This window comes from Gelidibacter sp. (assembly GCF_035577925.1).
Classification (GTDB): Bacteria; Bacteroidota; Bacteroidia; order Flavobacteriales; family Flavobacteriaceae; genus Gelidibacter.
The window spans coordinates 1-1,724 of record NZ_DATJCY010000261.1 but is presented as its reverse complement, the minus strand read 5'-3'; the positions used below and the strand labels follow the sequence as shown (position 1 = coordinate 1,724).

General features: G+C 38.5%; 3 protein-coding genes. All 3 read left to right on the top strand.

Annotated features, from left to right (window positions below):
* A partial coding sequence (locus VNJ50_RS10435) for an acyl-CoA thioesterase II (protein WP_325581609.1) occupies window positions 1–786 on the top strand: 786 nt, incomplete at its 5' end.
* A gap of 84 nt (window positions 787–870) precedes the next feature.
* Window positions 871–1,557, top strand: a complete 687-nt coding sequence (locus VNJ50_RS10430; protein WP_325581607.1) for a glycerophosphodiester phosphodiesterase — start codon at window positions 871–873, stop codon at window positions 1,555–1,557.
* Window positions 1,554–1,724 (top strand): NAD(P)/FAD-dependent oxidoreductase (locus tag VNJ50_RS10425; RefSeq protein ID WP_325581611.1); only part of this gene is annotated, 171 nt, incomplete at its 3' end. The genes VNJ50_RS10430 and VNJ50_RS10425, both read left to right, overlap by 4 nt.

The following is a 1,724-nucleotide window of genomic DNA, read 5'->3' as shown; positions in this document are numbered from 1 at the left end:
AAATCTGTAGGAAGTCCAAATGTGTTTGGAGGTCAAGTTTTGGCGCAAGCGGTTAATGCGGCCACCAGGACCATTACCAACAATCGTGTGCTGCATTCCATACATGCGTATTTTTTGGAGGCTGGAGATTTGGAACTGCCTATTGTATATGATGTTAGTATTATTCGCGATGGTGGTAGTTTTTCTGTAAGACGCGTGACGGCTGAACAAAACGGAACGCCTATTTTTATTCTGTCGGCGTCCTTTCAAAAAAAAGAAAACGGTTATGAGCACCAAATTAAAATGGATGCTACAATCAAACAACCTGAAGAATTATTGAGTTGGACGGATATGTTGGATCAGTTTGGTGCGTTTATTCCAGAAAAAACAAAAAACTTTTTGTCTGCTGATCGTCCGGTCGAATTTAAACCGGTTGAACTTGTTAATCCGTTTGATGGAAAGGATTTGCCACCATTTAATAATGTCTGGTTTAAATTGAAGGGAGATACTTCAGCATTGGATGTAGCATCAAAACAGCAAATTCTTACCTATGTTTCTGATTATAATATTTTAGCAGCCGTTATGAATCGGCATGCCAGCAGAGCAAATTGGGGAAATACAATAACGGCAAGTTTGGATCATTCCATATGGTATTTTAGGGATTTCGATTTTGATGATTGGTTGCTATATGCCATCGAAACACCAAATGCTTACGGTGCACGCGGATTTGCAAAAGGAAATATATTTACCAGAGACGGAATCCTTGTTGCTTCAGTTGCCCAAGAGGGATTGTTGAGGCCGAAATAGCTTGGTGAAACGCGGAATAGAATATAGAGAATAGAACCTAGAATATAGACAAACTGACAACCGACAAACAGAAAACCGACAAAAGTGAATAAAATTCTAAAAATAGGCCATCGCGGTGCTAAAGGTTATATTGCCGAAAATACCTTAGAATCCATTCAAAAAGCAATGGATTTAGGAGTTGATGGCGTCGAAATTGACGTGCATTTATGCCAAACTGGCGAGCTGGTCGCTTTTCATGATTTTACCTTGGAACGGTTGACCGGAGTTACTGGCGAAATTGCCACGAAGTCCCTTAAAGAACTGAAAACACTTAATGTTAACGGTCAATTCAGAATTCCCACCTTATTAGAAGTTTTAGATTTAATCGATAGAAAATGTATGTTGAATATTGAATTGAAAGGACAGCAAACAGCATATGAAACGTGCGAAATCATTCAGTTTTATATAGAAACCAAAGGTTGGCGTTTTGACGATTTTATCGTGTCCAGTTTTGATTATGACGAACTTCAAACAGTTTTTAACACCAATAAAAATATTCCTTTGGCTGTATTGACCGAGTCTAATATGGATGACGCTCTAAATTTTGCGAAAACAATTAATGCCAAAGCTATTCATCCAGATTATCAATTGTTGAATCAAAATAAAGTAAACGAGCTTCAGGATTTGGGTTACAAAGTAAATACTTGGACCGTTAATGAGACAAATGATATTGCGCTTGTAAAAAGTTATGGTATTGATGGTATCATTTCAGATTTTCCCGATCGCATATGAACGCAAAAGACATCATTATTATTGGCGGAGGAGCAGCGGGTTTTTTTGCGGCAATCAATATAGCAGAACGCCATCCACAATTGAAAGTTGCCATTCTCGAACGTGGCAAGGAAGGTTTGCAAAAAGTGAAAATTTCGGGTGGAGGACGATGTAATGTCACTCATGCC